Below are 24,910 nucleotides of genomic sequence, written 5' to 3' on the forward strand. Positions count from 1 at the left end.
AATGGCAAACGATTTTTTTGGTCAGATTGACCCGCCGCAGCGGCTGCTGATGGGACCGGGCCCGGTTAATGTGCATCCGCGCGTCCTGCGCGCCATGGCAGCGGATATGCTCGGGCAGTTTGACCCGGAAATGACAACCTACATGAATGAAACTATGGCGCTGTATCGTCAGGTTTTCATGACGCAGAACCGCTGGACCTTTCTGGTGGACGGCACGGCGCGGGCAGGGATTGAGGCCGCTCTGGTGTCTCTTGTGGAGCCGGGGAGCAAGATTCTGATTGTGCGGGCCGGGCGGTTTGGCCTGCTGCTGTCTGAAATTGCCGAACGGATTGGCGCGGAAATCTGCACGCTGGATCTGCCCTGGGGCGAGGTGGCAACACTTGAGCAAATTGAAGATGCTCTGATTGCGCATCGTCCACAGGTGTTTGCCTGTATCCATGGTGACACCTCCACCACCATGGCGCAGCCGCTTGACGGTGTTGGTGCGCTGTGCCGCAAATATGATGTGCTGTCCTACGTAGATGCCACGGCAACGCTAGGCGGGATGCCGGTTGCAACGGATATATGGGGCGTGGACGTTATTACCGGGGGCTTGCAGAAATGTATGGGGGGCCCTCCGGGTTCCGCCCCCATTACCATTTCTGACCGTGCGGCAGAGCATATCATGGCCCGTCGCCATGTGGAGGCCGGGATCAGGAGCGGGGATATGGCTGATGGTAGCCGCGCCCGTATTCCGTCCAACTATTTCGATCTGGCGATGGTGATGGATTACTGGTCTGAAAAACGGCTGAACCACCATACGGAAGCCACCACCATGCTCTACGGCGCGCGGGAAGCCGCGCGGGTGATGCTGGAAGAAGGGCTGGACGCCCGGTTTGCCCGGCACAAGGCCGCGGGGGCGGCGATGGTGGCCGGTCTGCGGGCCATGGGGCTGAAGGTGTTCGGGCAGGATGCGTACCGCATGACGAACGTCACCGGCGTGTGGATCCCCCAAGGTGTGGAGGGTGAGCCTGTGCGCCAGCAGATGCGGGATGATTTCGGGATTGAAATTGGCACGGCCTTTGGCCCGCTGGCCGGGAAGATCTGGCGTATTGGTGCGATGGGCTATAACGCCAAAAAGCATAATGTGTTGCTGACACTGGGTGCTTTGGAAACCTGTCTGGCCACACAGGGATATGCCGTAAAGCGGGGTGCCGGGGTGGATGCCGCACTTGCAACCTGCCGGACCTGAGACACAAAGAAAAATATAATAACGGGAGGGTGATATGCGCGAACAGGATAAAACACTCACCAGACTGGAGGCGATGGCTGAGTCTCTTGGGCTGGCCATCCCGGATGCATGTCTGCCGGGCGTTCTTGCCAATACGCAGCTCTTGCAGGGCTATGTGGATCTGATTTGCGGTATGAGCCTGCCTGATACCTGTCTGCCTGCTTATGAGTATCAGCCCTGATGATCGCGATAACTGACCATGCACACCGCATCCGCACAGGAGCGGTGTCGGCTGTCCACACCGTTCAGCAGACGCTTGAGGCATTCCGGCAGCGTGACGCGGCGTATCATACCGCTACCCGGTTGCTGGACGAGCGTGCCCTGAAAGCTGCGGCTGACATTGATGCACGTATTGCACGCGGGGAACCGGTCGGGCCGCTGGCGGGTGTGCCATTTGGCGTGAAGGATCTGTTTGATCTGGCTGGTCTGGTGACAACTGCCGGGTCCGTTGTTTTGAAAGATCAGCCTCCGGCCAGGCAGGATGCGGAGGTGGTGCGCCGCCTGTGCGCCGCAGGGGCTATTCCCGTGGCGACCCTCAATATGGATGAGTTTGCGTACGGGTTCGCGACAGAAAACGCGCATTACGGCACAACAAAAAACCCGCATGATACGGCCTGTCTGGCCGGTGGCTCTTCCGGTGGCTCCGCTGCGGCCGTAGCGGCCGGGTTGCTGCCGCTCACGCTTGGGTCTGATACCAACGGGTCCATCCGTGTTCCGGCTTCTTTATGCGGTGTCTGGGGGCTGAGGCCGACGCAGGGTGCGCTGCCTCTGGAGGGTGTTTACCCGTTTGCCGCAAGTCTGGATGTGGTGGGGCCATTTACGCGCACCAGCGCAGATCTCGCCTGCGCATTTGAAGCCCTAAGTGGTGAAAATGGCGCAACAGTTCAGGATGTTTCCGGCCTGAAGATCGGGCGTCTGGACGGCTGGTTTGCACAGGATCTGGACCCGGACCTTGTGGCCGGGGTTAACCGGCTTCTGGCTGCATGCGCGGATGTGCGCAGCGTAACTCTGCCGGACGTCGCGCGGGCGCGGGCAGCGTCTTTTGTGATCACCGCAGCAGAGGGCGGCGCGCTGCATTCCGGCCGGTTGCGGACGCAGCCCATGGCGTATGACCCGGCAACGCGGGACAGGTTGATTGCTGGCGCTCTTCTGCCCTCCCTGCCCGTCATACAGGCGCAGAGACTGCGTGCATGGTTCCGGGATGTGCTGCATGAGACCTTCCGGGATGTTGATATTCTGATAGCCCCGGCCACGCCTGGCGTGGCGCCCCGGCTGGATCAGCCGACTATCACTCTGGGCGGCAGACAGGTGTCCGCACGGGCTAATCTGGGTCTGTTTACCCAGCCTCTCAGTCTGGCGGGGATGCCGGTTGTGGCCGCACCACTGGCTCCCGCACCGGGAAAACCTGTGGGGCTGCCGCTTGGTGTGCAACTGATTGCCGCACCGGGGCGGGAAGCAATATTGCTGGCATTTGCGCAGACAATGGAAAAAGCCGGTCTTCTGGGGTTTCCCTCCGCCAGTGCCGACGTAAGCAAACAGGCCTGACATCCATGCTGCACACGCCGCGCTCTACCCGCGGGATGGTAACATCCCCGCATCATCTGGCCAATCAGGCCGGGCTGGATGTTCTCAAAGAGGGCGGAACGGCGCTGGATGCCGTGATTGCCACGGCTGCGGCGCTGGCCGTGGTCTATCCGCACATGACTTCCATTGGCGGGGATGCGTTCTGGCTGATCCAGTGGCCAGACGGGCGGACAGAAACCATTGATGCCTGCGGCGCTGCCGCAGGCAGGGCTGATCTCGCATTTTACCGCAATGCCGGGCACGCAACTATTCCCTGGCGCGGCGGGGCCGCGGCCAATACGGTTGCCGGAACAGTGTCTGGCTGGGGTGAGGCGCACCGGCTTTCCGGGGCCTATCACAGGCAACAGCAGACGCAGGCGCTGCCGCTGGGGCGGCTTTTGCGGGATGCAGTCTGGTATGCGGAGCAGGGTGTGCCGGTTACGGCGGGCGGGGCTGAGGTTGCCGCGCAGAAAAGTGCTGAATTGTGCGCAGTGTCGGGATATGCGGCCGTTTTTGAACCAGAAGGCCGCCCGTTACAGACTGGCGATATTCTAAAAAACCCTGCACTGGGAAAAACCTTGCGCAAACTGGCTGCTGAGGGTGTGGCCAGTTTTTATACCGGGTCTCTGGCGCAGAGCGTGGCGGCGGATCTGGCACGAGCGGGTAGCCCTCTCTCTGCTAAGGATCTGGCCGTCCATGTGGTGAGCCTTCGTGCACCGTTGTCTGTCGGAGTGAGCGGCGCAACGCTGTATAATATGGCCCCGCCAACGCAGGGTGTTGCGTCGCTTCTCATTCTCGCTGTGTTTGACCGGCTCAAGGCGGAGGCTCCCGAAAGCTTTGCCTACTGGCACGGGCTTGTTGAAGCGACGAAGCAGGCTTTCCGGTATCGGGATACCCATGTGGGAGATCCCGTTTATATGACAGTCGAAGCCCAGCACACGCTGAATGATTCTGCCATGCTGGACCAGATGGCAGCAGCTATTGATCCTCAGAAAGCGGCCCCGTGGCCTTATCCGTCACAGGCCGGGGATACGGTCTGGATGGGGGCTATTGATGCGGATGGTGTGGCTGTCAGCATGATCCAGAGTACCTATTTTGAATTTGGATCAGGCGTGGTGCTGCCCCAGACCGGGATTGTCTGGCAAAATCGGGGCTCCAGCTTCCGGCTGGCAGAGGAGGGGTGGAATGTGCTCCGCCCCGGCCGCAAGCCGTTCCACACGCTGAACCCTGCGGCGGCCCGGTTTGAGGACGGGCGGGTGATGGTTTACGGCACCATGGGGGGCGAGGGCCAGCCGCAGACGCAGGCGGCGATTTTCACCCGCTACGCACAGTATGGCATGGGCTTGCAGCAAGCCGTTACTGCCCCGCGCTGGCTACTGGGGCGCACATGGGGGGATGAAAGCGTGACCCTGAAATATGAGGATCGGTTTGCGCCGGACCTCGTGGCACAGATGGCGGCGGCAGGGCACAAGATGGAACGTGTGGCACCCTTTACCTCTCTGATGGGGCACGCAGGCGCACTTGTCCGTCACCCTGACGGGATGCTGGAAGGTGCTACGGACCCCCGGAGTGATGGGGGTGTTGCCGCATGGTAGCGCAAGGTTAAGAGCGTTATGAGGCGGTGTTTTGCCGGATATGGACAGGCCGCCCATCTACCCATGTGGCTTTGACGCAGCGGTCATCCCCCAGCGTCATCAGAACAAAGAGCAGATCCGCGATGCTGGTGCATTCGCGGGTGCGCAGAGCCAGCAGGGGGGTGGCAGCCGGGTCCAGCACGCACAGATCCGCCTCCATGCCCGGCGCAATGGTTCCGATTTTACGCTCCAGATGCAGGGATTGTGCTGCCCCGGCCGTAGCCAGCCAGAACGCCTGAATGGCGTGTAAGCGCTGCTTTCCGGCCATCAGCGAGACCTTGTACGCTTCCCCCATCGTGCTGAGCAGAGAAAAGCTTGTGCCCGCCCCGATATCCGTGCCCAGACCAACATGGACCGGGCGGCGCGGTTCCAGCGCATCAAAAAGCCGGAAGGCGCCGCTCCCTAAAAACAGGTTGGAAGTCGGGCAATGGGCCAGTGTGCAGCGTGTGTCATGGCAGTGCTGGAAATCATGCTCGTGCATATGGATGGCATGGCCAAAAATGGCCCGCGGGCCTGCCAGGCCCGCTTTGTCATACACATCCAGATAGGACGTCCGGTCCGGGAACAGTGTTTTGACAAACGCAATCTCATCCTCGTTTTCAGCAAGATGCGTCTGCATGAACAGATCATCCCGGCTCCGGAAGAGAGCCCCCGCACATTCCAGCTGCTCCGGTGTGCTGGTGATCGCAAAGCGCGGTGTAATGGCGTAAAGCTGCCGCCCTTTGCCGTGCCATGCTTCAATCAGTTTTTGGGACTCATCATAGCCCTGTCTGGCGGTATCCCTGAGATTATCCGGCGCATTGCGGTCCATCAGGACTTTGCCCGCAATCATCCGGGTGCCAAGCTTTTCTGATTCCTGAAAAAAGGCTGTCACGGATTCAGGATGTACGGTGCAGTATACGGCCGCTGTTGTCGTCCCGTTACGCAGCAGTTCCTGCAAAAAGGCGCGGGCGACGGTCTGCGCGACCTCCGGGCTGGAAAATTTTGCCTCGGTGGGAAACACATACTGTTGCAGCCATTCCAGCAACTGCTCACCCCATGAGGCAATAACAGGGAGCTGCGGGTAGTGGACGTGTGTATCAATAAATCCCGCGCTGATCAGGCTGTTTGGGTAGTGGGTAACGTGTAAGCCTTCAGGCACCTGTGTCCGCAGCGCATCATAAGCGCCGCACAGGCTAATCTTCCCGTTTTCAATCAGGATCAGTCCGTCTTCTTCAACATGCAAAGCTTCTTCTGGCGGCATGGTGAAGGGATTGCCTTTGAACGTGACATAACGCCCTCTCAGAGCAGCGGTGCGGGACGGGGAGGGCATGGAACCTCGCAGACATGGGCCGGAGTTAAAGCTGATCGGCAAAAAACTGTTCAATTTCAGAAATAATCAGTCTTGCTGCCATGGAAAGCTGGCGTGACCTGTCAACACACAGCGCCAGCGTAACCGGGGACAGTTTTTTATGCAGGATGGGGGTGAACGCAAGCTGATTTTTCTGCACTTCATCATACACATCCAGATAGGAGAGAACGCCGATGCCAACTCCGGCACTGACGAGCGATTTGATCATCTGAATATTGTCAGCCCGGCCTACCGCCTGAATTTTCAGGCCGGTTTCCGCTTCCAGCAGCTCGAGCGGCCGCCATAACGCCAGCGGGGGTGCGGGAATGACAACCGGATACTCCGCGCACAGACTGAACGGTGCGGACTCCAGCGCGCCGACCGGGTGGTCAGGCGGGGTGATAAAGCCAAGCGGAATTTCCTTATGAGCTCTCACAAACAGTTCCCGCATGTGGCCGGGGTTGAACATCAGGGCAAAATCGGCCTGACCATCTACCAGAATTTCCCCCATATCTTTGCTGGCGCGCACATGCACATTCACCACAATGCCGGGATGTGTTTTTCGCAGACGGCCCAGCACGGCGGGCAGGAAGCCCTTTGTCAGCGCATCGGGGATCAGGATATCCGCCGAGCCCTGCCGCAGGCCTTTCAGGTTATCAATCTGCGTGGTGAGCGCGCGGAGATCCCGCGTCCAGCGGATGCCCGAAGAGAGCAGGAGTTCACCCGCCGTGGTTAGCCTCAACCCGGTTGGCAGGCGCTCGAAGAGCTGGGTGCCAAGCAGTTTTTCGCCTTGCAGGATCTGCCGGTCGATCGCGGAGGCCGCGATATTCAGCTCATCAGACGCTTTGCGGATTGAGCCCTGCTGCGCCACGGCAATGAAGTAGCGAAGGAAGCGAGAAAAAACCGGCATGTGAGGTGATCTCATTTTGCGAACGGATTAGACTGATTTAAGTCATATACAAGAATGGTCCGGGTGTGAAATTGTTTCAGATGGCGATAGGCCGGGATAAAGATAAGGTTAGACGTGCAGATGGAACAGGTTTCTTCCACCACAGGGCTGGACCAGCTTGAACAGCGTGTTCGGGATGATCTGGCTAAAATCCGCTACGCAACGGGTGACTGGTGCGTGCCTCTGGAGCGGGATGGAGAGCGTGTTCTGGATGTAGCTATTATCGGCGGCGGGCAGGGAGGGCTTGCAACGGCGTTTGCACTCCGTCGGCGTGGCCTGAGTAACGCTTGCATTTTTGATCAGGCGGCCCGTGGCGGAGAAGGCCCGTGGGTCACTTTCGCCCGGATGATCACCCTGCGCACGCCCAAGCACGTCACGGGGCCTGATCTTGGTATCCCGAGCCTGACGCCACAATCCTGGTTTGAAGCACGTTATGGTGTGGAAGCGTGGAAGGCGCTGGATAAAATTTCCCGGCAGGACTGGCAGGCCTATCTGGACTGGCTGCGCGATGTGCTGGCCCTGCCTGTACAGAATGACCGTAAACTGGTTGATATTGACTGGCAGGATGGTCTTCTGCGCCTCACGTTCCAGCAGGCCAGTGGTGCGCAGTCTCATGTCTGGGCGCGTAAAATGGTTCTGGCCACCGGGATTGAGGGGGGCGGGGCCTGGCATGTGCCAGACTTTATCAAGCAGGCTCTTCCCGCCTCGCGCTATGCGCACACCAGCCAGCAGATTGATTTTGCCGCACTCAAAGGTAAGCGGATTGGTGTGCTGGGGGCCGGGGCTTCGGCGTTTGATAACGCCGCGACGGCGCTGGAACTGGGGGCAGGGCGCGTCGATCTGTGCCTGCGTCGGCCGAAAATTCCGAGTGTGAACCCGTATCGCTGGATGGAGAATGCGGGCTTCCTCGGATATTTTGCCGATCTGCCTGATCAGGTGCGCTGGCGCTTTATGCACCGCATTTATGACCTTAATCAGCCGCCGCCGCAGGATACGTTCTGGCGTTGCCGCAAGCATGAGAATTTTGCCTTCCACACGGGCGCGCCCTGGCTTGCAGTAAAAGAAACACCGGAAGGCGTTGTCGTCACGACGCCACAGGGCGAAATGACGTTTGATTTCCTGATTATTGGCACCGGGTTTGTGATTGACCTCACCCGCCGCCCGGAAATGCACCGTTTTGCCCGGAACGTCACGCTCTGGCGGGACCGCTTTACTGCCCCTGCGGGCGAGGAGAGCGAGGTTCTGGCCAGCCACCCTTATCTGAGCGGTAACTTCCAGTTCCAGCCTCTGAATGCGGCGGACCCGCTGGCACCAATGCTCAAGGCCATTCATAACTTCACGTTTGCCGCGATGCCCAGCATGGGGCTTTCAGGGGCGTCCATCAGCGGGATGCGTTTTGGGGTGGAGCGGCTGGTGCAGGCCATCGGGCGTGAACTGTTTGTGCAGGATGGCGAGACGCATCTGCAAAGCCTGCTGGATTACGATACGGACGAACTCGTCAGCCTTGCCCCACCTGTGTAAGAGACGTCCCCTAAGCAAGAATACGTGCAAGACACACGACCATCAGGCACAGCCGGAGAGAGTATGACTGATTATCCGCGGGATATGACCGGATATGGCCCGACACCGCCCGACCCTCAGTGGCCGGGCGGGGCGCGCATTGCCGTGCAGTTTGTCATCAATTACGAGGAGGGGGCTGAGAACTGCGTCCTGCACGGGGATAAGGGGTCAGAGGCTTTCCTGTCAGAAATGGTTGGCACGCGCTCTATCCCGGATGCCCGGTCGATGCAGATGGAAAGCCTGTATGAATATGGCAGCCGCGCCGGGTTCTGGCGGCTGCACCGGCTGTTCCAGTCTACTGGGATGCGGCCCACAGTGTTTGGTGTGGCTCTGGCAATGGCGCGTAACCCGGAAGCCGTTGCGGCCATGAAGGACGGGAACTGGGAAATCGCCACGCATGGCCTGCGCTGGATTGATTATCAGGATATCCCGGAAGAGGTGGAACGCGCCCACATCCGCGAGGCCATTGCGCTGCATACGCAGATTACCGGCTCCCGCCCCCTCGGCTGGTATCAAGGCCGGACAAGCCCTAACACCGCGCGTCTGGTCGTGGAAGAAGGCGGCTTTGTATATGACGCGGACTCATACGCGGATGATCTGCCTTATTATGACCGGCGATACGGACGCCCTCAACTGATCGTGCCCTACACGCTGGACGTGAATGACATGAAGTTCGCGGCGCTGAATGGCTTTACGGAGGGCGAACAGTTCTTCCGTTATCTGCGGGACACGTTTGATATGCTGTACCGGGAAGGCGGCCGGATGATGTCCATTGGCCTGCATTGCAGGCTTGCCGGAAAACCGGCCCGTGCGCTGGCTGTGGCGCGTTTTCTGGAGCATGTGCAGGCGCATGAGAAAGTCTGGGTCGCGACCCGGCTTGAGATCGCGCAGCACTGGCTTGCGGTGCATCCGGCATGACGCTTGATGATGTGAATACCCTGCCGCCAGATGTCTTCGTGGCAGAATTTGGCGGTTTGTATGAACACTCCCCCTGGGTTGCGGAAGGGGCTGCGCAGCAGCGCCCCTTTGCCAGCAGGGATGCGATGTTGAAGGCTTTTTCTGACGTGGTGCATCAGGCCGGGCATGACCGCCAGGTCGCACTGGTCCGGGCGCATCCGGAGCTTGGGCATCGTGCGGGAATTGATCCGGCTTTGACGGAGGCCTCCGCACAGGAGCAGGGAAGCGCCGGGCTGGACCGCCTGAGCCCTGCCGAATATGCGCATTTCCAGAGCCTGAACACCGCATACCGGGACAAGTTTGGCATGCCGTTTGTTATCTGCGTCCGTAAGGCCGGGAAAGCGGTCATTCTGAATGCCATGGCGGAGCGTCTGCTCAGCACGCCGGAGGCCGAACTGGCAGAGGCGCTCAGGCAGATTGATGCTATTGCCTCTTTACGCTTGCAGGATAAAGTGACCGCATGAGTTCTCTATCAACACATGTTCTGGATACGGTGTCTGGTCGTCCTGCCGCCGGGGTGCGGTTGCGTCTGTTTTCAGGTGCTGCCGTCCTGTTTGATGGCGTGACGGATGCCGATGGCCGGTGCCCGGCCTTACGCGCGTTGACGCTTGAGGGCGGGCAATACCGGCTGGAATTTGAAATCGCCGCTTATTTCCGCGCACAGGGGCATGAACTGGCGGACCCGCCATTTCTGGATGTTGTCCCCCTCGTGTTCGGGCTGAGTGCGGAAGGGCACGCGCATGTGCCGCTGCTTGCCGCCCCATACGGATATTCCACTTATCGAGGGAGTTGAGTGCGTGACCCTCGACAAACGTAAAATGACAGAAACCGTCCATCCGGTTGATCAGGTTCTCCCGCTATGGGAACTGGCAATTTACGGCTTCCAGCATGTTCTGACATTCTATGCGGCGGCGGTCATTGTTCCCATTCTGCTGGCCAGCGCGCTTGGCCTTTCGCACGACATGCTGGAACATCTGATTGAAGCTGACCTGTTTACCTGCGGGATTGCCTCCTTCATTCAGGCCGTCGGCATTGGCAAGATCGGGGTGAGGCTGCCGCTCCTGCAAGGGGTGACCTTTGTGGCGGTGATGCCCATGATCGCGATTGGCGTGTCGGCTGGCGGCGGTGTGGAGGGGCTGCATCAGATTTTTGGCGCGGTGATTGTTGCCGGACTGTTTTCTTACGTTGTAGCCCCGTATTTTTCCCGTCTTATCCGGTTTTTTCCACCTGTTGTGACAGGGTCCGTCATTCTGGTGATCGGGCTGGCGCTGCTGCCGGTTGCCGCGAATGATATTGTGTCCGGCCATGGCACCAACGTCATGCAAAATCCCGTGGAACTGCGGAACGTGGCCTATGGTCTGGGCACATTGTTCTGCATTCTGGCGATCCAGAAATTCTTTCGTGGGTTTATTGGCACGATTGCCGTGCTGATCGGCCTTGTCCTCATGACGCTGGTGGCCTGGGCACTAGGAGACGCGCATTTTGGGGATGTTGGCGCCGCGCCGTTACTGACAATTTCCCGGCCGTTTTTCTTTGGGATGCCAACCTTCCACGTTGTACCCATTCTGTCGCTGATTATCGTCATGATTATTTCAATGCTGGAAACGACGGGCGACGTGTTTGCAACGGGGGCTATCGTTAAAAAGCCGATTACCTCGGATGATATCGCCTCCGCCATCCGCGCGGACGGGCTTGCAACGTTTATCGGTGGTGTTTTCAATTCTTTTCCCTACACCTGCTTTGCAGAAAATGTCGGGCTGGTGCGGCTGACGCAGGTTAAAAGCCGGTGGGTTGTGGCCTCTGCTGCTGTGATCATGATGGTGCTGGGCTGTATCCCCAAACTGGCCGCCATTATGGCGAGTGTCCCGCTGCCTGTTCTGGGTGGGGCGGCTCTGGCCATGTTTGCGGCGGTTGCCGTGGTCGGTATCCAGACGCTCGCACAGGTGGATTTTGAAGATCAGAATAATATGATCATTGTCGGGACCAGCATCGGTCTGGGCATGCTGGCCACAGCCCAGCCGCATATTGCGGATAACTTCCCTAGCTGGGCGCAGATCATTTTTGGCAGCGGGATTACGCTCGGCTCCATGGCGGCAATGGGCCTGCATCTGGTGTTCAACCACTTCATGCCCGCCAACAAGCATGGTGTGGTCATCGGGGATCAGCCCTCTAAAATCTCTTCAGACGAGACTGCTCAGACGGTCCTGACCGATGAAGGGCGCGTGCAGGAAGGGTAAGCGCGCCTGTACTTCAGGGCGGGGTTGTCCCGCTCTGCTCCGCTAGTGCGTTAAAGCTTTCTGTAATCAGATCCAGCGTGGTCTGGGCGGCTGCACTCAGCCGCCGTTGCGTATTATAGAACAGGGAGAAGCCTAGAGGCCGGATACTGGACTCTGTTATGGGCACAAAGCAGAGTTCCCCGGCTTTGACCTCATTCATTACATCCATCTGGGTCAGCATGCCAACGCCTAATCCGCTACGGATCAGCGCCTTGATGCTGGCAATGCGGTTGCTGGTAAAGGTGGGGTTCAGGCTCAGACTGTGCTGAGCCAGCCCGTCCTGAATGGCCGCACCCACGGCCAGCGTGCTATCCGGCAAAATCAGTTTGCTGCCGGTGGCATGGTTCAGCCGGGCGTCTTCCCGTTGGGCGAGAGGATGGTCGGGCCGGACAACAAACCCGATGGCAGCCTGAAGTGTGCTGACAATGCGGACCTGCCGTGAAGATTTCCCGGCGAGGGAAATCCCGAAATCAACATCATTCCGGCTGACGGCCTGCCAGATGGCTTTAAAATCCAGCGTCTGAAGTCTGAACTCCACGCGGGGGTGCCGCTTGGTTACGTCCGAGAGGATGTCGGGGATTAACCTGTCACTCACGGCTTCAATCGCGGCAATTTCAACCACGCCGCCATGCAGGCCTGAAAGTCCGTCCAGCCGGGACTGAAACTGCTCAAAATCCCGCTTGCCGGAAATAATGGCCGCCAGCAGCAACTCCCCGGCGGTCGTCAGGCTGAGGCCGGAACTGTGCCGGTGGAAGAGCGGGGTTTGCATGTCCTCTTCCACAGCAAGAATTTGCCGGTTTACTGCGGAGGGAGACACATTGAGGGCAGAGGCCGCCTGCCGGATGGAACCTGTCTGTGCCACCATCTCAAAATAGATGGAAAACCGCGAGAGTGTAAAAATGCGACCGGGGTTTCGCACGGCGTATCTCCAGACAATGCAGCGGGCGGCGGTATCAAAAATCCTGCTGTAAGACTGTTGGCGGGGTGTCGATAAAAACGCAACAGGGCGTCGCATTCTTTATGGTGGACGAATACTGAAAATGAGATGATTCTGAAACGATATACAGTATGACCAGAGCGAAGGGGCCGGCCCTCATGCCGTCAGCTTTGCGCCCGGCGAAAAAGGCCCCGGTCACCCGGCATGATAAGGCTTTTATGGTGCTGAAAGCCGGGAAAATGTTCCAGCAGGAGAGCGCAGTTTATGCGGCAGTCTATCCGGTTTTATCTTGGAAATGTGCGTCACGAGATCCCGGCGTTCAGCCCGACGCGGACCGTGCTGGACTGGCTGCGTGAAGACAAGCGGCGCACTGGTACCAAGGAAGGCTGCAATGAGGGCGATTGCGGGGCCTGTACGGTTCTGGTGGTGCGGCTGGAAGGGGATAAACTCGTCTGGCGGGCCGTCAATGCCTGTATCCAGTTTTTGTGGATGCTGGATGGGGCGCAGCTTTTCACGGTGGAAGACCTGCGGAGCCCGGAAGGCGCTCTGCATCCGGTGCAGCAGGCTATGGTGGAACTGCACGGCGCACAGTGCGGGTTCTGCACACCGGGTTTTGTCATGTCGATGCTTGCTTATTGCAAGACGCCGGGAGCTTCGATGGAAGAAGACGCCATTAATACGGCACTCGCTGGCAATCTGTGTCGCTGCACCGGTTATGCGCCTATCGTGCGGGCCATGAAGCAGGCCCTCAGTCTGTCGGGGGATTTACTGGATACGCAGACAGAAGCCATCACAACGCGGCTCAAGGCTCTGGCTGACGGGGAGACCGTTGAGATTAGCGGACCGGAAGGACGGCTCACGCTGCCCGGCAATGCGGATGCGCTGGCCACGGCCTATCAGGCAGACCCACAGGCAACATTAGTGGCGGGCGCGACGGATGTTGGATTATGGATCACCAAGGGGCTGCGCACCCTGCCGCATGTGATCAGCGTCGGGCTGGTGCCGGATTTGCGCACGATTGAACACACGCCAGACGGACTGAGGATCGGTGCTGCCGTAACCTATACGCAGGCGAAGGAGGCCATTGCCGCCATGCTGCCAGATGCGGGGGAGGTTATCCGGCGCATTGGCTCCACTCAGGTGCGGAATGCTGGCACGGTCTGCGGGAATATCGGCAATGGCTCCCCTATTGGAGACGGGCCTCCCGTGCTGATTGCCGCCGGAGCCGTGCTGAAGCTACGATGCGGAGAGGCGCATCGTAGCCTGCCACTGGAAGAGTATTTTCTGGCCTATGGCAAACAGGACCGGATGCCAGGCGAGTTTATTGAGGCCGTTGTAATCCCTCACCCCCAGCCCAGCATGGTTTTCCGGGCTTATAAGATTTCCAAACGGTTTGATCAGGATATTTCCGCCGTTCTTGGGGCGTTTGCTCTGACGTTTGAGACAGATGGGCGGATTGCTTCGGCCCGTATCGCTTTCGGCGGGATGGCTGCTACACCCAAACGGGCCGCCGCAACGGAAGCCGCCTTGCAGGGGCAATTCTGGACAGAGGCTACGCTCAGGGCGGCGCAGGACGCGATGAAGGCGGATTTTGAACCAATTTCCGATATGCGCTCCAGCGCATGGTATCGCCAGACGGTCGCGGGCAATTTGCTGACACGCCTGTTTGCGGAAACCGCGCCGGACTATGCAGGCGCAGAAACCCGGCTGGCCGGGTGGAAGGAGCAGGCCTATGTCTGAAGCTCTTAAACTTGAGCAGATGCCGGTCGCGCCCATCGTCCCCGGTGGGGCGTCCACAAGCCTGCGGCATGAAAGTGCCCGGATGCATGTGTCCGGGAGTGCGGCCTATATTGATGATCTGCCAGAGCCGCAGGGGCTGCTGCATGTTGTGCCGGGTCTGAGCACAAAAGCGCATGCGCGGATTGTCTCGATGGATCTTGAGGCCGTGCGGGCTGTGCCCGGTGTGGTCTGTGTGCTGACGGCGGCGGATATCCCCGGCGAAAATCAGATCAGCGCCGTGGGGAAAGGTGATGAACCCCTGCTGGCCGAGGGAGAAGTCTGTTTTTACGGCCAGCCTGTTTTTGTCGTGGTGGCGGAAAGTCGGGGTGTCGCGCGGCGGGCCGCTAAACTGGCAAAAATTGAGTATGAAGACCGTCCCGCCGTGCTGAATATCGCGCAGGCGCGCGAGGCTGGCGGTGAACTGGTCTGGCGCCCGCTGGTGATGAGCCGCGGGGATGTGGAGGCTGGTCTGGCGGCCGCTCCCCGTAGGCTTTCCGGGCAGGTGACCATTGGCGGGCAGGAGCATTTCTATCTGGAAGGGCAGGCAGCACTTGCCCAGCCGGGGGAAGAAGGGGAGATGCGCGTCTGGTCTTCCACCCAGCACCCGACGGAAACACAGCATATGGTGGCGCATTGCCTGCATGTGCCGAGTAATCTGGTCACGGTGGAAGTGCGTCGCATGGGCGGGGCGTTTGGCGGCAAGGAATCTCAGGCCAATACGCCCGCCTGTCTGGCGGCCATTGCGGCCCATGCCACAGGTCGTGCCGCTAAAATGCGGCTCGACCGTGATGATGATATGATGATGACCGGCAAACGCCATGACTTCGTGATTGATTATGATGTCGGGTTTGATGATGAAGGCAACATCCTTGCGGTCGATATGGTGCTGGCGGCGCGATGTGGCTGGGCGGCGGACCTTTCCGGTCCGGTGGTGGACCGTGCCCTGTTTCATGCCGATAACGCCTATTTCTACCCGGATGTACGCTTCCGCTCGGAGCCGTTGAAAACCAACACGCAGTCCAACACGGCCTATCGCGGCTTTGGCGGCCCGCAGGGTATTGTAGCGGCGGAGCGAGTGATTGAGGAAATTGCGCTGGCAACCGGGCTGGACCCGCTGGATGTGCGGGTGCGCAATGTTTACGGCACGGGCACACGTAACATCACGCCGTATCATATGACGGTGGAAGATTCGATTGCCGCTGACATTATGACACAGCTTGCAGAGCGTTGTGATTACCGTGAGCGCCGTCAGGCCCTGCGGGAGGCCAATAAGAGCAGCCCCTTTATCAAACGCGGCATTGCGCTGACGCCCGTTAAGTTTGGTATCTCCTTCACTGCAACCCATTACAATCAGGCTGGTGCGCTGGTGCATGTCTATACGGATGGGTCCGTGCAGGTGAATCATGGCGGCACGGAAATGGGGCAGGGCCTGCACACCAAAATGGTGCAGATTGCCATGCGGGAATTCGGTCTGACGGAAGACCGGGTGCGGATAACGGCAACCACAACAGGCAAGGTGCCCAATACCTCCGCCACAGCCGCCTCAAGCGGCGCGGACCTGAACGGGATGGCCGTGCTGGATGCGGTGCAGAAAATCAAGGCGCGGCTGGTCAGTTTTGCGGCTGAACACTGGAGTGTGGCGGAAGAAAACGTGCGGTTTCTGCCTGAGGGCGTGCGGGTTGGCGAGGAGGTTATTCCTTTCCCCGAACTGACAAAGGCCGCGTATTTTGCGCGCGTTTCCCTCTCGGCGAACGGGTTTTACAAAACGCCCAAAATCTCATGGAACGCCGCTACAGGGCGCGGGCGGCCTTTTTACTATTTTGCGTACGGTGCGGCCTGTGCCGAGGTTGCTGTTGATTTGCTGACTGGCGAAAACCGGATTGAGCGCGTCGATATCCTGCATGACGCCGGACAGTCTCTGAACCCGGCAATCGATATCGGGCAGATTGAAGGCGGGTTTGTGCAGGGCGCGGGCTGGCTGACAATGGAAGAACTGGTGTGGGATGAGTCCGGGCGGCTGCGGACGCATGCCCCAAGCACGTATAAAATCCCCGCCTGTTCTGACCGGCCCCGTATTTTCAATGTGGCCCTGCTGGAAAACTCCCCTAATCAGGAAGCAACAATTTTTCGCTCCAAGGCCGTGGGCGAGCCTCCTTTTGTGCATGGTGTTGCGGTGTTGCAGGCGATGTCTGACGCGCTGGCCAGCCTGAATGCTTACAAAACCTGCCCCCAGCTTGATGCGCCCGCCACCCCGGAGCAGATTTTGCGAACCGCTGAGCGGATGCGCAGCCAGCGGCAGGCCTGAGGCGGGGCGCAGAATGAAGGAGCTTTCCACACGACTGTCAGACTGGCACCGGGATGCTGCCCCGGTTGCCTGTGTGCAGGTGGTGGACGCGCGCGGCTCTACCCCGCGTGAGAGCGGGGCTTTCATGCTGATTGGAGAACACTGGCAGGCCGGGACGATTGGCGGCGGGTGTCTGGAATGGGACTGCGTACACCGGGCCAGAACCCTGCTGGACGCAGGGGATGCCGAATGGACCCATAGTTTTGTGCTGGGGCCGGAAACCGGGCAGTGCTGTGGGGGGCGGGTAGATGTGCGCATCTCCCGGCTGGATACCGCGCTTGCCATGCGTCTCCAGCAGCATCTGGCCGGGCAGGAGCAGGCGTGGCCTGTGCTGGTGCTGTTCGGGGCAGGGCATGTCGGGCGTGCTCTGGCGCGGGCGCTGTCACCTCTTCCCCTGCGCCTGATCTGGGTTGATCCGCGCCCGGAGGAATTTGGTGTGGTGCCGGAAGGCGTTGAGGCACGAATGACCGGAGCATGGGAGCAGGTTCTGGCGGAGATCCCCGCCGGGTCGGGCGTTCTTGTGCTGACCCCTAATCATTCTCTGGATGCGCTGATTGTGGCGGCAGCGCTGGAGCGGGGGGATCTGTCTTACGTCGGGCTGATCGGCTCGCGCACCAAGCGCCGTCGGTTTGAAGCCGGTTTTCGGGAAATCGGCTTACCGGAAGAGCGTATTGCCGCGCTGATCTGCCCGATCGGGGATCGGGGGGTGCGGGATAAACGGCCGGAAATTATTGCGGCGCTGGTAGCGGCGGAACTGATTGAACGCTTTCTGCCTCACCCTCAGCAGGTCGCCTGAAACGCTTATCTCCGGCGCATCTGTCTGGCGCGTAAGTCTATAGTTGCCGGTCACTCACGAGTTGCCGTTCGCTCACGCCGCCGGACTGCTGGTTTCGGGACGCTCGGCCATGAGCGAAACATGGGCGGCAATAATTTTCCACCCCTGCTCTGTCAGAACCCATGTCTGAATCTGCCGCCCGATGCGGGATGATCCCTCGCGCTGGAATTCCAGACTGACAACAGCGGAGGTCTCTCCCCATGTTGTAATGGCGCGGCGCAAAACTTTGCGTGGCGGCGAGCCGCCGCTCCGTGCCCGGCGGAAGGCGGCAATTTCCTCCGCGCCATAGAGGTTTTCTCCCACACCGTAACGCACTGTTTCCGCTCCGTCGTAAAAAAAGGCATCCAGCGCGGAGAGGTCATTCTCGCCCAGAGCTTTTTCATAGGCATCGGAAAGTGCCGTGATTTCAGCCACCAGAGCGGGCGTATTGAACATAATCAGAGGCTTTCAGTGTGGGGTGCGGAATGAGAAAAGGTGCCGGATATCCCCTACGGAGATATGCGGCACCTTTTTTGAAGACTGGACCGACTTTCGTAAAGAGGGCGGTCAGAAGGACGTGGAAATTGTGCCCGTCATGGTAAAGCGTGGTTCCAGCATAAAGGCATTTCCATAGCCAGTGTAAGCGGCTTTGCTGCCGCTATAGACGGTGCTGGTATCATGCGCGCTGTAGACGGCTCCCATAGCCCCGGAGCGAACAACAGAGCCGGTCAGGTTGGTAAAGTTCAGCTTGAAGGTCGGGGATTTCAGGAACCCGACGGGTTTGAAATGATAGCCGAGGGAGAGGGAGTCCGTCACGTAGCCGGGGATACGCTGGTCATTGGCAATGGAGACGGATTGCGGGCCGGTGTAATGCACGGCACCGTTGGCAAAAAATCCTTTATACGTATAGGTCAGACCAAAGTTAGCCATGATCCGTGGTGCCATGACGGCCTGTGTCCCTTTGGAACGCAGCATGATGTTCTGATACGGGTCAAAAACATTGCTGTCCTGAGTGGCGTGCAGATACTCCACAGAGGCATAGGGGCTGAAGCCGTGGATTTCCCGCCCGGCAATCATGAAGTCAAACCCGCGCATGGTCTGATTGCCGATGGAAAACGGCTTGAAGCTGTTCATGCCCAGATACTGGTCCACAATGCGGTTCGTCACGTTGTAGTTAAAGAAGGACAGGTCAAGCAGCATGTATTTGTTGTGATACCGGTAGCCCAGTTCTTCCTTGATGGAATACTGGTTTTTCAGCATCGGCGCGCTGGCGGAAAGCCAGCCCATATCTGTCGCACTTGGCTGGCGGTAATCCCCTTCCGCATTCACGTAAATCTGGCTGTTAGGGTCAATCTGATAGCTGATGGAAAGCTGGGGCAGGGGGGCTGTGGTATTGGCCCCGGAGCTGTTACCGGGGATCCAGTTTTTATTCTGGCCGCTCCAGCCCCTGTTCCATGCGTTGGACATGACGAACTTGAAACCGGCATTGATCAGCAGCTTGTTGTTCAGGTAGCGGGACTGGTTCTGGATGAACAAGGAATGCAGTTCATACCCGGCATTCTGCCCGTACATGGCGCCGCCCACCGCATATTTTGCCCAGTTCGGGCTGGCTGCGGCTCCGTTATCCATCGTAACGCTTTTGGGGTAGCCCTGAATGGTCTGGTTATTTTCATACCAGTAGCCAAGCGTCAGGTGGTTATGGCTGTCAATCTCGTAGCTCAGCTTGGCCACAGCACCCACCTGCCGGGCTTCATTTTCCAAAAAGAAGCTGGTCATGTTGGTGCCTGCGGGCACAGCAGCGCCCCCGCTATTATGCGTATACTGGCCTTCCGTCGCCACGCCGCCGGGAGAGGCGTCCCAGCCCTGACCCATGCTGAAATAAGGCTGGAGGTCGAAATTGAACTTTTTTGGCAAAACGATGTGGATGGGAGCCGTCAGGAAGATCTGGTTCCAGTGGTCGTTATTGTTCTTCCAGTAATTGACGTTCTTGGGGTCAGCCGAGCGGCCATAGCCGTTTCCGGTATGTTTATATTCAAAAAATTCCTGCGCGGTCGGGTAATTGTCGATCGTGAAATCAGCGGAGTTCCATGACAGGAAAAGGCGCGCGTTAGAGCCGTTCTGCCAGTCTTTCTGGAGGCCGAAATCAATATGTTTCCGCTGATTGATGCCTGCTCCCATCCAGCTCCGGGCATGCGCGTTGGAAAAGGAGAAATAGCTTTTCACGCCGCTTTTGCCGATCTCACCGGACTCCAGACGGATAAATTCGCGTGAGAGGTTATTGGTGCCGTAAGAGAAATCGACCATGCCGCCCGCTTTTTCAGCCGCCCGGTGCGTGCGGGAGTTCATCACCCCGCCCGCAGCGGACATAACGGGCAGATCACGCGCGGCACTCCCGGGGGTGACGCTGACTTCCTCAAGGTTTTCGGAATCAATATCTTCCGACATATATTTGGCCGCCGCTGCCGGTGCGCCATCCACCATCAGCGCCATATCCAGATCAGTCAGGCCGCGAGACTGTATCTGTCCGCCTTCCATGCCGGAGCTGTCGGGCGTCATGACGTTCAGGCTTGGCAGGTTCTTAACCAGATCAAGCGCTGTGGATGTCGGGCTGCGCATGGCGATGTAGGCTTTTGTCACTGTCTGCACGGCATGCGGCGCTGTTTCCTGCCGCATCATGCCACCGCCACCATTCAGGGCCTGACGGCGGGATGCGACAGAAATTTCTTCCTCCCCATGTGCGAGCATAGGGCCGGTGGCACGGGGGGGCGCACTGTGGGGCTGCACTGCTCTGGCAGGCGCTGCTTTGCTTGCCCGGTGATGCGCGGTGCTGCTGTGTGAGGTGGCGGTAGCAGCCTGCGCGTATGCCAGCATTGCCCATGCGCTTACAGCCCCGGCCAGACTTGTCAGAAAAAAACGGGGCGGACGACGGACCGGAGTTGTAGCGGACAGGCGTGGGGGAAAGCATTGTGAAGGCATGCGGAATTTTCCTGTCAGGAGGCGCAGCAGGCGGGAAAAAAGAAGGGAACAGTGCGGGTAAAAAACGGAGAAATGTTACTTTCAGGGGAAAAACCGAAGTGCCAGCCTCGCTGCAGAAAGGGCGCAGGAGAGGGGGAATAAAGCCGCATTTCTCTGTCCGGTATGTCTGTGGAATGATCCGTGACCGATATATAAAAGACCGGAGGCGTTCGCACAAAATAAAAAAAAGCACTTTAGCGTTGCCAATATCAGAGCAGCTATGTCCCAGCTTTGAGGGGCGCAGGCGCGTTGAAACGTCGCTTTTCAGGATAAAGCATAAATATCAACCTATAGTTGCAACATCTGTATTCAAATAAATACAGACAACTGCCATAAACTCTTTATTTTGAAAGAAAAGTGATTTGCTGCGCGACTATTTAAGTGATCTGTATCAATTCAGATTTTGGCGAAATACTCTAAATATCCGTTATGCGGTTTATCGATGCATAACTGAAGGCGTAGTGCAATGACTCTGGGAAGACGGCAATTTCTGAAAGCTGGCGGTACATGTGTTGCCGGGGCCAGTGCCCTCGCACTGGGTTTTGCACCGCCTAAAGCTTATGCAGGGGATTCCCGGCAGTATAAGCTGGTGCGGGCGAAGGAAACCCGCAACAACTGCACATACTGTTCCGTGGGGTGCGGTATTCTGATGTACAGCCTTGGTGATGGCGCAAAGAACGCCAAGCCAAGCATTTTCCATATTGAAGGGGACCCGGATCATCCCGTCAGCCGTGGCTCCCTTTGCCCCAAGGGGGCGGGGCTGGTTGACTTCATCCACAGTGCCGGGCGCCTGCATTATCCGGAATATCGCGCGCCGGGGGCGAAGGAATGGAAACGGATCAGCTGGGAAGAGGCGACGGACCGCATTGCCCGCCTGCTGAAGGATGATCGTGACAAAAATTTCATCGAACGCAATGAAAAAGGCGAGCTTGTCAACCGCTGGTTGAGTTCGGGCATGCTGGCTTCTTCTGCCGCGAGTAATGAAACCGGGGTGCTGGATTTCAAATTCGCACGCGCGCTGGGAATGCTGGGGCTGGATTGTCAGGCCCGCCTGTGTCACGCGCCGACCGTTGCCGCTCTGGCGCCGTCCTTCGGGCGCGGCGCAATGACCAACAACTGGGTTGATATCAAGAACGCCAATGTTGTGCTCATTATGGGCGGCAACCCGGCGGAAGCGCATCCGGTCGGCTTTAAATGGGTGATGGAAGCCAAAATCCGTAACGGCGCCAAGGTGCTGGTGGTGGACCCGCGCTTTAACCGCAGCGCCGCGGTTGCGGATTTTTACACCCCCATCCGGGCCGGGGCGGATGCGGCGTTCATGCTGGGTGTTGTGAACTATCTGCTCACGCATGATAAAATCCAGCATGACTATGTTAAGGCCTACACCAACGCCGCTCTGATTGTGCGGGAAGACTATACGTTTGATGAAGGGCTTTTCAGCGGTTACAACGCCGAAAAGCGCACATATGACAAATCGTCCTGGACGTATGAACGGGATGAAAAAGGCTTTGCCCTTCAGGACCCCACGTTCCAGAACCCGCGTTGCGTGATCAATCTCCTGCGTAAGCATGTGGAACGCTACACGCCGGACATGGTGACGCAGATGTGCGGCACCCCGGTAAAAGACTTCCTGTATGTGTGTGAAACGCTGGCATCTACCAGCGTGCCGGATCTGACGTCCACCTTCTTGTTCGCTCTCGGCTGGACACACCATACCAGTGGCTCGCAGGTGATCCGCTCAGCAGCCATGGTGCAGTTGCTGCTGGGGAATATTGGCATGGCCGGCGGCGGCATGAACGCCCTGCGCGGGCATTCCAACATTCAGGGCTATACGGACCTTGGGCTGCTTTCCCTCCGTCTGCCGGGGTATCTCAACCTGCCGTCTGACAAACAGCAGGATATGGCGACCTACCTGAAGGAAACCACACCCGCGGCTGATCTGCCGGGGCAGGTGAATTATTACCATAATACGCCAAAGTTCTTTGTCAGCATGATGAAGACCCTGTGGGGCGAGCACGCAACCTCTGACAACAACTGGGGTTTTAACTGGCTGCCAAAATGGGACCGTAGCTACGATATGCTGGCCTATTTTGACATGATGTATCAGGGCAAGGTGAACGGCTACATTGCGCAGGGGTTCAACCCTCTGGCGGCTATGCCGGACAAGAACAAGACCATTGCGGCGCTGTCTAAACTGAAATTCCTTGTCTCTATTGATCCTCTCAGCACGGAAACGGCCTCGTTCTGGCAGAATGAGGGCCAGTTTAATGATGTGAAGACAGAAGACATTCAGACAGAAGTCTTCCGACTGCCTGCAAGCTGCTTTGCTGAAGAAAACGGCTCTATCGTCAATTCCGGACGCTGGCTGCAATGGCACTTTGCGGGTGCGGCACCGCCGGGAGAAGCATGGCAGGACAGCCGCGTCATCGGGACAATTTTTACCAAAATCCGTGACCTGTATAAAAAGGAAGGCGGCGTCTGCCCTGAGCCTGTCCTGAACATGCAGTGGAACTACAAAGACGCGGAAGACCCGACGCCGGAAGAAGTGGCGCGTGAGTGCAACGGATACGCGCTGGCGGATATTACGGATGATCAGGGGAAGGTTGTGGTCCCCAAAGGCCACCTCCTGCCTGATTTCTCAGTCATGAAAGATGATGGCACAACCTCCAGCTTCTGCTGGGTGTTTGCAGGGTCCTGGACGGAAGCAGGCAACCAGATGGCCCGCCGGGACAATACGGATACCGGCCTTGGCACCACGCCCGGCTGGGCATGGGCATGGCCTGCCAACCGGCGCATTCTGTATAACCGTGCCTCTATGGACCCGGATGGCCGCCCGTGGGACCCCAAACGCCAGATTCTGGAATGGGATGGCAAACGCTGGGGTGGGTCCGATGTGCCGGATTATCCGCCTACATCCCCGCCGGGCAGCGGGGTCAGCCCCTTTATCATGCTGCCGGAAGGTCTGGGGCGTCTGTTTGCCTGTGGCGGCATGTCTGATGGCCCGTTCCCGGAGCAGTATGAGCCGACAGAAACGCCTCTTGCCAGCAACCCGCTGCACCCGAAGGTGACGTATAACCCGACGGCGCGTGTGCTGAAGGATGATCGTGCGCGGATGGGGGAACAGAAAGATTTCCCTTACGTGGCAACGACCTATTCCATCACCGAGCTGTTCCGTCACTGGACAAAGCATTCCCGCCTGAATGCCATCGCTCAGCCGGAGCAGTTTGTTGAAATTGGGGAAAAGCTGGCCGGACGCCTGAATATTGCCGCAGGGGATAAAGTCAAAGTCTCCTCTAAGCGCGGCTATATTGAAGCCAAGGCTGTGGTGACCAAGCGCCTGCGCACCCTGAACGTGATGGGCCATGATCTCGACCAGATCGGCATCCCCTGTCACTGGGGGTTTGAAGGCGCAACCCGCAAGGGCTTTCTTGCCAATACCCTGAGCCCGGCGGTGGGGGATGCAAACACCCAGACGCCCGAATTCAAGGCCTTCCTTGTTAATGTTGAAAAAGCCTGAGGTGGAATGATGGCAATGCAATCACAGGACATCATCAGGCGGTCCGCAACAAACGGTCTGACACCGGCTCCACAGGCGCGCGACCATCAGCAGGAAGTCGCCAAGCTGATCGACGTCTCCATTTGCACCGGTTGCAAAGGCTGTCAGGTCGCATGTTCAGAATGGAATGATCTGCGGGATGAAGTCGGCCATAACGTCGGTGTTTATGATAACCCGGCGGACCTGACGGCGGAAACATGGACCGTTATCCGCTTTGATGAAGTGGAAGATGAAAGCGGCAGGCTGGAATGGCTTCTGCGCAAGGAAGGCTGCATGCATTGCGAGGAGCCGGGCTGCCTGAAAGCGTGCCCCAGCCCCGGCGCGATTGTGCAGTTTGCAAACGGTATTGTGGATTTCCAGTCTGACCAGTGCATTGGCTGCGGGTACTGCATTGCGGGTTGCCCGTTTGATGTGCCGCGTATCAACAAGAAAGATAACAAGGCTTACAAATGCACCCTGTGTGCAGACCGTGTGAGCGTTGGGCAAGAACCTGCCTGCGTTAAAACATGCCCGACCGGTGCCATCTCCTTCGGCTCCAAAGCTGACATGAAGGATCTGGCCGCAACCCGTGTGGCCGAGTTGAAAAGCCGTGGGCATGAAGGCGCTGGTCTGTATGACCCGCAGGGCGTTGGCGGCACGCATGTAATGTATGTGCTGACCCATGCGGACAAGCCGGAGATGTATCATCGCCTGCCCAAAGACCCGCATATCAGCCCGTTTGTGCGCGGCTGGAAAGAATGGCTGAAGCCGGTGGGGGCTATTGGCTTTATTGCCACTCTGGCCGGGGCCTTTGCGCATTATGTCGGGGTTGGCCCGAATACGGTCGATAGTCCGGAGCCTGAACCTGTCAGGCCGCTGGAAGAAAAAGAGACTGTGGAGGCATCAGAGACGGCTCAGGGTGATCACCCGGCAGGGAGAGAATAACC

Annotated in this window: 19 protein-coding genes; 14 read left to right on the plus strand and 5 right to left on the minus strand. The window is 58.6% G+C overall.

The window, feature by feature from the left end:
• Position 1 precedes the first annotated feature (1 nt).
• Genes JK199_RS12400 through JK199_RS12415 form a run of 4 tightly spaced genes read left to right on the plus strand, consistent with a single transcriptional unit; the run spans position 2 to position 4,428 of the window.
• Entirely contained in the window at positions 2 to 1,231 is a 1,230-nt protein-coding gene (locus JK199_RS12400) for a pyridoxal-phosphate-dependent aminotransferase family protein (protein WP_212376420.1), read from the plus strand.
• A gap of 34 nt (positions 1,232 to 1,265) precedes the next feature.
• Positions 1,266 to 1,451, plus strand: coding sequence for a DUF4089 domain-containing protein (locus JK199_RS12405; protein ID WP_212376423.1), 186 nt, complete (start codon positions 1,266 to 1,268; stop codon positions 1,449 to 1,451).
• Positions 1,451 to 2,815, plus strand: coding sequence for an AtzE family amidohydrolase (locus JK199_RS12410; RefSeq protein ID WP_212376426.1), 1,365 nt, complete (start codon positions 1,451 to 1,453; stop codon positions 2,813 to 2,815). Before JK199_RS12405 ends, JK199_RS12410 begins: the two co-directional genes overlap by 1 nt.
• Before the next feature lie 5 nt (positions 2,816 to 2,820).
• Positions 2,821 to 4,428, plus strand: coding sequence for a gamma-glutamyltransferase family protein (locus tag JK199_RS12415; protein WP_212376428.1), 1,608 nt, complete (start codon positions 2,821 to 2,823; stop codon positions 4,426 to 4,428).
• Between the two features lie 16 nt (positions 4,429 to 4,444).
• On the opposite strand, the gene guaD is transcribed toward JK199_RS12415, so the two are convergent.
• Together guaD and JK199_RS12425 are read right to left on the minus strand one after the other, a co-directional pair.
• Positions 4,445 to 5,779 (minus strand): guanine deaminase, encoded by a 1,335-nt coding sequence (guaD, locus tag JK199_RS12420; protein WP_212376431.1) that lies wholly within the window; start codon positions 5,777 to 5,779, stop codon positions 4,445 to 4,447.
• Between the two features lie 25 nt (positions 5,780 to 5,804).
• On the minus strand, positions 5,805 to 6,707 hold the full coding sequence (locus tag JK199_RS12425) for a LysR family transcriptional regulator (RefSeq protein WP_077929738.1): 903 nt from the start codon (positions 6,705 to 6,707) through the stop codon (positions 5,805 to 5,807).
• A gap of 120 nt (positions 6,708 to 6,827) precedes the next feature.
• Here JK199_RS12425 and JK199_RS12430 point away from each other — a divergent pair, with 120 nt between their 5' ends.
• From JK199_RS12430 to JK199_RS12450, 5 genes are all read left to right on the plus strand, one after another.
• A complete protein-coding gene (locus tag JK199_RS12430) occupies positions 6,828 to 8,267 on the plus strand; it encodes an NAD(P)-binding domain-containing protein (RefSeq protein ID WP_408742381.1) in 1,440 nt (479 codons plus the stop codon).
• 63 nt (positions 8,268 to 8,330) lie between these two features.
• Positions 8,331 to 9,224 carry an allantoinase PuuE gene (gene puuE / locus JK199_RS12435; RefSeq protein ID WP_212376434.1) on the plus strand — a complete coding sequence of 298 codons (894 nt, stop codon included), beginning with the start codon at positions 8,331 to 8,333 and terminating at the stop codon, positions 9,222 to 9,224.
• On the plus strand, positions 9,221 to 9,727 hold the full coding sequence (gene uraD / locus JK199_RS12440) for a 2-oxo-4-hydroxy-4-carboxy-5-ureidoimidazoline decarboxylase (RefSeq protein ID WP_212376437.1): 507 nt from the start codon (positions 9,221 to 9,223) through the stop codon (positions 9,725 to 9,727). Before puuE ends, uraD begins: the two co-directional genes overlap by 4 nt.
• Positions 9,724 to 10,056, plus strand: coding sequence for a hydroxyisourate hydrolase (gene uraH / locus JK199_RS12445; protein ID WP_086654971.1), 333 nt, complete (start codon positions 9,724 to 9,726; stop codon positions 10,054 to 10,056). The genes uraD and uraH overlap by 4 nt, the downstream gene beginning before the upstream one ends.
• 25 nt (positions 10,057 to 10,081) lie before the next feature.
• On the plus strand, positions 10,082 to 11,500 hold the full coding sequence (locus JK199_RS12450) for a nucleobase:cation symporter-2 family protein (RefSeq protein WP_212376491.1): 1,419 nt from the start codon (positions 10,082 to 10,084) through the stop codon (positions 11,498 to 11,500).
• A 13-nt stretch (positions 11,501 to 11,513) separates the two neighbouring features.
• On the opposite strand, the gene JK199_RS12455 is transcribed toward JK199_RS12450, so the two are convergent.
• Entirely contained in the window at positions 11,514 to 12,554 is a 1,041-nt protein-coding gene (locus tag JK199_RS12455; RefSeq protein ID WP_212376440.1) for a LysR family transcriptional regulator, read from the minus strand.
• 186 nt (positions 12,555 to 12,740) lie between these two features.
• Between JK199_RS12455 and xdhA the strand changes: the two genes are divergently transcribed.
• Genes xdhA through xdhC form a run of 3 tightly spaced genes read left to right on the plus strand, consistent with a single transcriptional unit; the run spans position 12,741 to position 17,395 of the window.
• Positions 12,741 to 14,216: a xanthine dehydrogenase small subunit gene (gene xdhA, locus JK199_RS12460; protein ID WP_212376444.1), complete on the plus strand. Its 1,476-nt coding sequence runs from the start codon at positions 12,741 to 12,743 to the stop codon at positions 14,214 to 14,216.
• Positions 14,209 to 16,560 carry a xanthine dehydrogenase molybdopterin binding subunit gene (gene xdhB / locus JK199_RS12465; RefSeq protein ID WP_212376447.1) on the plus strand — a complete coding sequence of 784 codons (2,352 nt, stop codon included), beginning with the start codon at positions 14,209 to 14,211 and terminating at the stop codon, positions 16,558 to 16,560. The genes xdhA and xdhB overlap by 8 nt, the downstream gene beginning before the upstream one ends.
• A 13-nt stretch (positions 16,561 to 16,573) precedes the next feature.
• Entirely contained in the window at positions 16,574 to 17,395 is an 822-nt protein-coding gene (gene xdhC / locus JK199_RS12470; protein ID WP_212376448.1) for a xanthine dehydrogenase accessory protein XdhC, read from the plus strand.
• A gap of 72 nt (positions 17,396 to 17,467) precedes the next feature.
• On the opposite strand, the gene hpxZ is transcribed toward xdhC, so the two are convergent.
• Together hpxZ and JK199_RS12480 are read right to left on the minus strand one after the other, a co-directional pair.
• Positions 17,468 to 17,872, minus strand: coding sequence for an oxalurate catabolism protein HpxZ (gene hpxZ / locus JK199_RS12475; RefSeq protein ID WP_408742382.1), 405 nt, complete (start codon positions 17,870 to 17,872; stop codon positions 17,468 to 17,470).
• Between the two features lie 108 nt (positions 17,873 to 17,980).
• The gene (locus JK199_RS12480; protein WP_244985132.1) at positions 17,981 to 20,284 is read right to left on the minus strand and encodes a TonB-dependent receptor; all 2,304 of its coding nucleotides are present in this window, start codon (positions 20,282 to 20,284) and stop codon (positions 17,981 to 17,983) included.
• Between the two features lie 610 nt (positions 20,285 to 20,894).
• Between JK199_RS12480 and fdnG the strand changes: the two genes are divergently transcribed.
• Positions 20,895 to 23,945, plus strand: coding sequence for a formate dehydrogenase-N subunit alpha (gene fdnG, locus JK199_RS12485; RefSeq protein WP_212376455.1), 3,051 nt, complete (start codon positions 20,895 to 20,897; stop codon positions 23,943 to 23,945).
• A gap of 9 nt (positions 23,946 to 23,954) precedes the next feature.
• Positions 23,955 to 24,908 (plus strand): formate dehydrogenase subunit beta, encoded by a 954-nt coding sequence (gene fdxH, locus JK199_RS12490; RefSeq protein WP_212376496.1) that lies wholly within the window; start codon positions 23,955 to 23,957, stop codon positions 24,906 to 24,908.
• Positions 24,909 to 24,910 lie beyond the last annotated feature (2 nt).

The sequence above is a fragment of the Acetobacter persici genome (genome assembly GCF_018256955.1).
GTDB lineage: Bacteria > Pseudomonadota > Alphaproteobacteria > Acetobacterales > Acetobacteraceae > Acetobacter > Acetobacter persici.